This window comes from Flexistipes sp. (genome assembly GCF_036172515.1).
Lineage (GTDB): Bacteria > Chrysiogenota > Deferribacteres > Deferribacterales > Flexistipitaceae > Flexistipes.
Genome location: NZ_JAXKVW010000005.1, coordinates 26651 through 34945 on the forward strand (window position 1 = coordinate 26651; position 8295 = coordinate 34945).

An 8295-nucleotide genomic window follows, 5' to 3' on the forward strand; every position below is an offset into this window, starting at 1 on the left:
TCATGGCTGAAAAGCTTAAACTTGAACTTGTATCACCTGAGAGAAAACTTTTGGATCTGGAAGTGGACGAAGTAATCGCCCCGGGGGTAGAAGGTGATTTCGGTATATTACCTGATCACACACCATTTTTAACAGCTCTCAATATAGGCGAGTTGATTTATAAACATGACAAAACTACTGAGTATGCTGCTATTGACAGAGGTTTTCTTGAAGTCAACAATAACAGGGTGATCATTCTTGCCGAAGGTGCGGAGCTTGGAAGAGAAATTGACCTGGAAGAAGCGATCAGAAGGAAAGTTGAAAAAGAGCAAGAACTGGAGGCAGCCAGACAGGAAGAATCACATAAATTCAGCAAAGCGGAAATTGAGCTAATGAGAGAGCTCAACCGGGTCAGTGTTGCTGAAAGGTATAAATAAAAATAACCGGGCACATAAATTTTTATGTGCTCGGTTTATATGAATTCTTCTAAAGTACTTTATTTGAGATCTCAATCGCATCATCTAAACGGCCTTATTAAATCCATAGAAACTTATTATATTTCCAATTCAATTTTGCACTTGCACTTTTTAAATGTATGAACAATGCTTTGTTGCGCTCATAAGAACGCCTGCGGCTAGCATTAGTTCTTTAGACTGGTAAATATGTGTAACATTCTATTTATTCCCCTAAAGGTGAATTGCAGACGGACAAACGGCGTCATTACGAGGGAGGGAGTCCCGAAGTAAGCTCATGTACTTTACAGGAGATTGCTTCGTCTCCGCCCGTCGTCGGATCCTCACAAGGACGGCATTGAGGGCCGCTTTGCTTGTAATAACAAAACAAGTGCGAAACTTGAATTCAAATCTTAATTTTTTGTTTATATTTCACTTTTTATAAAAGATTTTTTAGAAGTTAACATACTGATAATCAAATTAATTATCAGATAATAAAATACGTCTGCAAATTATTTACTCAATTAAACTTGACACTATTTGGAATATTCATGTATTATTTGGTATAAAATGTCATAAAATGGTATGTAATGTTATGAAAACTCCGACTAGTTTTAAGGGTAAAAGCTTCCACACAATTAATGACGCCGGTCGTGTAAGTATCCCATCGAAATTCAGGGATGTCCTTAAGACTAAATACGGAGATGAATCATTAATACTTGTTACACTGGGCAGCCATATAGCTGCATTTCCCATATATGAATGGCAGAAATTGGAAAAGATGTGGGAAGAAAACCCACCCAGAGATACTCAGGGGAAAAAATTTCTCAGGTACCTGTATTCAACTGCAGAAGACTGCTCCATTGACAGACAGGGTAGAGTGTTGATCCCTAATATGCTTAGGGAAAAAACAGGTTTGAATTCAGAATGTGTTATTGTCGGCCATATGAATAAAATTGAAATCTGGCCTAAGTCTAAATGGGAGCTTGAATTTGAGGATATTGATGTAGAAAATCTTTTTGATTCGATAAGTGAAGAATTTCCGGAACTAAATTTATAGGCCGGTGGACTATGCACAAACCTGTTTTGACAGAGGAGCTAATTGAAAATTTGGCAATAAATCCTCATGGAATATATGTGGATTGTACCGGCGGCGGCGGCGGTCATGCCCTGAGAGTTTATAAAAAACTGTCTTCCGATGGGAGGCTGATTATTCTGGACAGAGACGAAGATGCAGTAAAGAGGCTTAAAGAAATATTTGATGGTTATAATAATGTTAATGTTGTCCAGTCTAATTTCGCAGATGTGGATTCTGTGTTAAAAGAACTTAAAATTGCCCGGATAACAGGTCTTTATGCAGATTTTGGTTTGTCAAATTATCAGCTCATGGATGAAAAACGAGGATTTTCATTCAGAAAAAGCGGTTTTCTTGATATGCGAATGGACAGCAGTGATAAGATTACAGCTTACGAAGTTGTTAATAATTACCCTAAAGAAACGCTTGTCAATATCTTGAAGAAATATGGTGAAGAACCTTTTGCCGGAAGGATTGCCGATTCAATAGTAAAAAAGAGAGTATTGAAAAAGATAGAATCAACATCGGAACTGGCCTCGGTAATCTCAGAAGCGGTTCCGAAAAAGTTTCATAAACATGGTCAAAATCCAGCCACAAAAAGTTTTCAGGCGATAAGGATATTTATCAATAAGGAGCTGGAGGCGATAGAATCACTGCTTAATAAAATTGAGAAAATTGTGGAAAAAGGCGGTCGTGTTGTTTTCATATCGTTTCACTCACTGGAAGACAGGCTTGTTAAGGATATGCTTAATTTTTATGCCAAAGATTGTATTTGTCCTCCGGAATTTCCTGAATGCAGATGTGATAAGAAAAAGACGTTCAGGCTTATCACCAAAAAGCCGATCACACCAAAGGAAAGTGAAATCAAACGAAATCCCCTCAGCAGGAGTGCAAAAATGAGAGTTGCGGAGAAAGTGATATGAAGCACAACGAAGCAGCTATAAAAGCCGGCTCAACAAATATTGTACTCAGCTTGATGCTTAAAATTCTTGTAGTAGTGGTTATTGTTTTTACTATAATTGTCATTAAACAAAAATATATTAATGTCGGATATGATATTTCCCGCTTGTCTGCAAAAATAGAAAGTAAAGAGATAAATTTGCAGTCACTGCAGGAAGCTTATAATGCTTTGGCCGACAAAGACAGGTTGTATAAAAAGGGAAAAGCTATGGGAATGAAATTCCCGGAAAACACGAAGGTATATTATGTGGAATGAGAGGTTCAAGCTTTCCTTTGTTTTAATCTTGTTAAGTATAGTGATTCTGTCGATTTTTGTCCGGTTGGTATATTTGCAGATTTATAAGCATGATGATTATTTGGAATATGCGAAAAATCAGTCTTTAAGAAAGGTACAGCTTCATAAAAACAGAGGGGTGATTTATGACAGGAAAGGGGCTGTTCTGGCAGAAAATAAAAAAAGTGCATCCCTTTATGTTTATGGAAGGGATATTCAAGACCCTTACAGAATAAAGCTTATCTTAAAAGATTATAATCTGGATATGAGCAGCAGAAATTACAGTTATTTGAGAAAAAGAGAGGGTTTTATCTGGCTTACCAGAAATGTTGAGGTGGTTAAAGCAAGAAAAATATCAGAAAGGTATCCCTATATACACTATATCATGCAGGAAAACAGATATTATCCCAAAGGTGAAGATGTGGCAAAAATCGTAGGATTCACAGGGGTGGATAATCAGGGACTTCAGGGTGTTGAATACGCTCTGGATGGTAGATTGAAAGGAGAAAAAAGAAATGTGATATATCTAAGGGACAGCCGTAACAGACCTATACTTCTGAAAGATAAAGAATATATTTCAGAAAGTTCAAAGGGGGTCTATCTTACTATAAATTCAGAAATTCAGGAGACAGCGGGCATTATTCTTAAAAAAGATATGAAACGCTTTGGTGCCGAGAAAGGGATAGCAGCCGGTATTAATGTGAACACAGGAGAAATAATTTTCAGTGTTTCCTATCCCTCTTATAATCCGGATAATTTTGAAAAATATTCCAAATCAACCTGGAAAAGTATGCTCACAAATTATCTCTTTGAGCCGGGATCGATTTTTAAGGCTATAACGTTCGGCTTTCTTCTTGAGCATGAAAATTTAAACCTTAATAAACAGGTAGACTGTGAAAACGGCAGATACACAGTTTATGGACATACATACAACGATGTGCACGCTTATGACAAACTGAAAGCTTCGGAGGTAATTGTAAATTCCAGTAATATCGGCACAGTTAAGCTCACAAGTGACGCAAACGGAAAGAAATTCCATGACTTTCTGGTAAAAATGGGTTTTGGAAAAAGCTCCGGCGTCTTGGGGATTTTCGAAGAAAAAGGGCTGTTAAGGAACTATGATGAATGGTCAGGATTGTCAAAACCCTCAATTTCTATTGGTCAGGAGATTTATGTCACACCTTTGCAGATTCTTCAGTATTATGCAGCTGTAGCCAATGACGGAGTTCTGGTCTCTCCGCACCTGATAAAAAAGGCTGTAAATGATGGGGAAATTTTCAAACCTGATGTAAGCTCCAAAAGGCTTCTTAGTGAAAATACTGCCAAAACTTTGCAGATGCTTCTTAAAAGGGTTGTGGACAATGGAACCGGCGTGAATGCATCAAGCGAATATATCGATATCGGAGGCAAAACGGGTACTGCACAGAAATTTCTGATTGATCAAGGCAGGTACTCATATAAAAATTACGTGGCAAGTTTTGTCGGATTTTTCCCCGTTTCATCTCCGGAAATTGCAATGATTGTGATTTATGATTCCCCGAGTGTTTCTATTTACGGGGGCTCTACCGCAGCTTATACATTTGAATCAATTGCTGAGCAGATAATGCTGCAGAAAGGTTACAAAATACAACGATTAAGGGCAGACAGTGAAACTAAAAAATCTTCTTAAGGGAGTTAATGTTTTGTCAGGAGAAACCGATATCCTCAATACAGAAGTGGGGGATATATCTTTTGACAGTCGTTTTCTGAAAAAGAACTCTGTTTTTGTTGCCTACAAAGGTGCGGGTACTGACAGTCATGAGTATATTGACGATATTGCAGAGACCGGTAAAATTGCGGTTTTTGTTACCGAAAAACCTGTTGATAGTGTGCCCCACATTGTTGTTGATTCAGGAAGAAAAGCTTTGGCAATGATGTCTAAAAATTTTTTTGGGATAAGGGATGACAGCATCCTGAAGATTGCGGTAACCGGCACTAACGGTAAAACAACAATAAATTATTTGCTGGAAAGTATCTTTTCAACAAACGGAATGAAGGTTGTCAGAATAGGGACTACAGAATATAAAGTTGTCGACAGGGTTTATCAGGCCAAAACAACAACCCCTTCTTCTTATGAATATTACAGAATGATGAGTGAAGGAATCGAAAAGGGAGCGGAAGTAGTATGCATTGAGGCTTCTTCCCATGCCCTTGAGCAGGAGAGGTTGCATGGTACCTGCTTTGATCTCTCGATATTTACAAACCTGACGGGTGATCATTTGGATTACCACGAGAATATGGAAAAATATTTTAAAGCCAAGCAGAAGCTGTTTGACTCTGATTATTCTTACAAAGCCCTGATAAACGCGGATGATTTTTACGGAGAGAAGCTTCTCGGAATGTCTGTAATTCCTTCTTATTCATATGCCGTTGAAAACAGTGCTGACTTTAAGGCGTTTAACATTCAAAACAGCCTGGACGGTGTATCATTCGCGGCTGCATGCGGTAAAGAACTGAAACTTCAGTCCAATATGGTGGGCAGGCATAATATATATAATATTTTGGCAGCAGCAGCGGCTTCAAACATACTTGGTGTTCCGGATACGGTCATTTATGAAGGAATAAGAAATCTTAAAAATATACCCGGCAGACTGGAAAAGATCGTTGTAAACAACAGATATTTTTTTGTTGATTATGCTCATACGGACGATGCATTGAAAAATGTGCTGCAATCCCTTGCCGGGTTAAAGAAAAAACGTCTCATTACAGTTTTCGGCTGCGGCGGTGACAGGGACAAAACCAAAAGACCACGAATGGCAAAAGCAGCCGAGGCGTATTCGGATAAGATTGTCGTTACAAATGATAATCCGAGAACGGAAGAGCCTGCGTCTATTATCAGGGACATTGAGGCAGGTTTTGCCGGAAACGCATCTTATGATGTTATCCCTGACAGAAGGGAGGCCATAATACATGCTTATGAAATTTCTGAAGAAGAAGATATCATTCTTGTGGCCGGTAAGGGGCACGAGGATTATCAGATATTAAAAGATAAAACGATTCACTTTGATGACAGGCAAGAGATAAAGAAACTTCTGGAGGAAGAAAGTGCCGGTTTGTGAGCCTTTGGATATCTTTGTTGATATCATTGACTGCCACCTTTCCACAGTAAAAGTGTTTTTCAGAAGAGTGGAAATTGACAGCAGACGAGTGGAATATTCGGACATATTTTTTGCCCTTAAGGGTGAGCATGTTGACGGCAATGATTTTGCAAAAGAGGCCATTGAAAAAGGTGCGATTTTTGTGGTTATGGATGAAAAGGAAGCCTTCTATGAACTTAATTATCCCAACAAGATTCTTGTGAAGGATTCCCAAAAAGCTCTGGAGAATTTCGGAAAATATATGATTGCAAATTATGAAGGTGTAAAAATTGCGGTTACGGGCAGTGCAGGCAAAACCAGCACCAAATCTATGCTGGCTTCCGTTATAGGGAAGAAATATCCGGTTTATGAATCCTTTAAAAATTTTAATAATAAACTCGGTGTTGCGTATTCTGCATCCAATATCGATTTGGATTCGGAATACGCAATATTTGAGCTGGGAACTAACAGCTACGGTGAACTGAAACTTTTGAGTGAGTATATAAAACCCCATGCTGCTGTAGTGACGAATATCGGAATGTCTCATATAGGGATGTTTGAGAATATAAACGCTCTTGCCCGTGAAAAACTCAGTATCCTTAATTCTCTTCCGCCGTCAGAAAAAGAAGGCGGTTTAAACGGAGAGGTTTGGCTTCATAAAAGCTGCAAAAAATATATGAATGATTTTGAAGCGACCGGCAATTTGGCAGAAAAGCTTAATATCCACTATTTCGGAGATGATGAGGATAGTGATATAAGGATGGAAGAAATCAGGCGTAACAACCATATTGACTATGTTGTGGGACTTGGAGATAAAAAATATGAATTCAGAATCAACCATGTATACGAGCATTTCGCGATGAACTCTCTTATCCCTGTAGCCGTTGGTACCAAACTGGATATACCTTATAATGATATTTTTGATGCCATAGCAGATTTTAGGCCGTTAGAAGGCCGCGGAACATTTATTAACAAAGATGGAAGGATTTCTGTCATTGATGATTCGTATAATGCGAGTTTTGATTCAATACTGGCTGCAATAGAAGATATCCATAAGATACAAAAAGATAAAAAATATGCGGTAATTGGCGAAATGGCGGAAATAGGTAAATTTGCCAATCATTTTTGTAATGAGCTTTTCTCTGTGGCGCGCTCACGAAGAGATATCACATTTCTTTTTACTGGCGAAAGTTATGCTGCTTTTAATGAGAGTGTGAATGTGTACATTTTTAAAAATAAAAACGAGCTGAAAAACTATCTGACAAAGCTGGATGAGGGAATTTTTCTTGTCAAAGCAAGCAGATCGCAAAAATTCGAGAACATTGTTGAATTTTTAAAGGAGAAAAATAAAAGTGCTGTATAATCTGCTTTATCCGCTAAGCGAACATTTTATACTGTTTAATGTTTTCAAGTACATAACTTTTCGTACTGCTTATGCAATCATTACTTCGCTCCTTATAAGTCTTTTCGTTGGCGGATATCTGATAAATACATTAAAAGAGATGCAGCTTTCCCAGAAGGCAAAAGGATATGAGCCCGCCCGGCACAGAGAAAAAGAGGGTACACCGACAATGGGCGGTATTATGATAATTCTGACCGCTTTGTTTTCCACTTTGTTATGGGCAGATTTGACAAATTTATATATATGGATTGTGCTTTTTGTTTTTATCGCCACAGGAGTTCTTGGATTTGCAGACGATTATATAAAAACTGTCAAGAAAGATCCTGAAGGGATGAAGCCATTGGTTAAATTCTCTCTGCAGGTTGTTATTGCTGCTGTTGCGGTGGTGTGTATAATCATTGTCGATGAAAGCGGTGCAGCCACCAAACTGGCTCTTCCTTTTTTTAAAAATATGTTATTCGACCTGTCTTTTTTCTACATTTTATTTGCACTCTTTGTTATTGTGGGTACCTCCAATGCCGTCAATCTGACAGACGGACTTGACGGTCTTGCAACAATGCCCTCTGTAATTGCTTTCGGAACTTTCATTTTATTTTCATATGTTACCGGTCACGTTCAATTTGCCGATTATCTTCAGATTATCTACGTTGAAGGTTCCGGGGAACTGGCGGTATTCTGCGGAGCGATGCTGGGCGCAGGGCTTGGATTCCTTTGGTACAACACGTTCCCGGCGACGGTTTTTATGGGAGATGTCGGGAGTCTGTCAATAGGCGCGGCTTTGGCTACTGTTGCCGTGATAACGAAACATGAAATTGTGCTGGCAATTGTCGGCGGTGTTTTTGTTATCGAAACGGTTTCGGTGATTATGCAGGTCGGCTTTTTTAAAGCTACAAAAGGCAGACGTCTTTTTCGGATGGCGCCCATTCATCATCATTTTGAGCTTAAAGGTTGGGAAGAACCGAAAATAATAGTTCGTTTCTGGATTCTGGCATTTATGCTGGCGATGATTGCAATAAGTACACTTAAATTAAGGTGAT

At 38.6% G+C, this 8295-nt stretch carries 8 protein-coding genes; all 8 read left to right on the forward strand.

All coding sequences use genetic code 11. From position 1 onward, the window contains the following. The first annotated feature begins 2 nt into the window (after positions 1 to 2). The 8 genes from UMU13_RS05085 to mraY all read left to right on the forward strand — a co-directional run bounded on the left by UMU13_RS05085 (position 3) and on the right by mraY (position 8294). The gene (locus tag UMU13_RS05085; RefSeq protein WP_328217571.1) at positions 3 to 416 is read left to right on the forward strand and encodes a F0F1 ATP synthase subunit epsilon; all 414 of its coding nucleotides are present in this window, start codon (positions 3 to 5) and stop codon (positions 414 to 416) included. A gap of 610 nt (positions 417 to 1026) precedes the next feature. Next, on the forward strand, positions 1027 to 1491 hold the full coding sequence (locus tag UMU13_RS05090) for a division/cell wall cluster transcriptional repressor MraZ (protein ID WP_328217572.1): 465 nt from the start codon (positions 1027 to 1029) through the stop codon (positions 1489 to 1491). A gap of 11 nt (positions 1492 to 1502) precedes the next feature. Next, positions 1503 to 2429, forward strand: a complete 927-nt coding sequence (gene rsmH, locus UMU13_RS05095) for a 16S rRNA (cytosine(1402)-N(4))-methyltransferase RsmH (protein ID WP_328217573.1) — start codon at positions 1503 to 1505, stop codon at positions 2427 to 2429. Then, positions 2426 to 2722 carry a hypothetical protein gene (locus UMU13_RS05100; RefSeq protein WP_328217574.1) on the forward strand — a complete coding sequence of 99 codons (297 nt, stop codon included), beginning with the start codon at positions 2426 to 2428 and terminating at the stop codon, positions 2720 to 2722. The genes rsmH and UMU13_RS05100 overlap by 4 nt, the downstream gene beginning before the upstream one ends. Before the next feature lie 73 nt (positions 2723 to 2795). Then, positions 2796 to 4409, forward strand: a complete 1614-nt coding sequence (locus UMU13_RS05105; RefSeq protein ID WP_328217575.1) for a peptidoglycan D,D-transpeptidase FtsI family protein — start codon at positions 2796 to 2798, stop codon at positions 4407 to 4409. Next, on the forward strand, positions 4387 to 5838 hold the full coding sequence (locus tag UMU13_RS05110) for a UDP-N-acetylmuramoyl-L-alanyl-D-glutamate--2,6-diaminopimelate ligase (protein ID WP_328217576.1): 1452 nt from the start codon (positions 4387 to 4389) through the stop codon (positions 5836 to 5838). Before UMU13_RS05105 ends, UMU13_RS05110 begins: the two co-directional genes overlap by 23 nt. Further along, positions 5825 to 7219: a UDP-N-acetylmuramoyl-tripeptide--D-alanyl-D-alanine ligase gene (locus UMU13_RS05115; RefSeq protein ID WP_328217577.1), complete on the forward strand. Its 1395-nt coding sequence runs from the start codon at positions 5825 to 5827 to the stop codon at positions 7217 to 7219. The genes UMU13_RS05110 and UMU13_RS05115 overlap by 14 nt, the downstream gene beginning before the upstream one ends. Continuing rightward, the gene (gene mraY / locus UMU13_RS05120) at positions 7209 to 8294 is read left to right on the forward strand and encodes a phospho-N-acetylmuramoyl-pentapeptide-transferase (protein WP_328217578.1); all 1086 of its coding nucleotides are present in this window, start codon (positions 7209 to 7211) and stop codon (positions 8292 to 8294) included. Before UMU13_RS05115 ends, mraY begins: the two co-directional genes overlap by 11 nt. The last annotated feature ends 1 nt before the right edge of the window (position 8295 follow it).

Bases quoted from the DNA above. Each gene is read 5' to 3' on its own strand.
- rsmH (WP_328217573.1), top strand. From the start codon at position 1,503: ATGCACAAACCTGTTTTGACAGAGGAGCTAATTGAAAATTTGGCAATA.
- UMU13_RS05090 (WP_328217572.1), top strand. From the start codon at position 1,027: ATGAAAACTCCGACTAGTTTTAAGGGTAAAAGCTTCCACACAATTAAT.
- UMU13_RS05100 (WP_328217574.1), top strand. From the start codon at position 2,426: ATGAAGCACAACGAAGCAGCTATAAAAGCCGGCTCAACAAATATTGTA.
- UMU13_RS05085 (WP_328217571.1), top strand. From the start codon at position 3: ATGGCTGAAAAGCTTAAACTTGAACTTGTATCACCTGAGAGAAAACTT.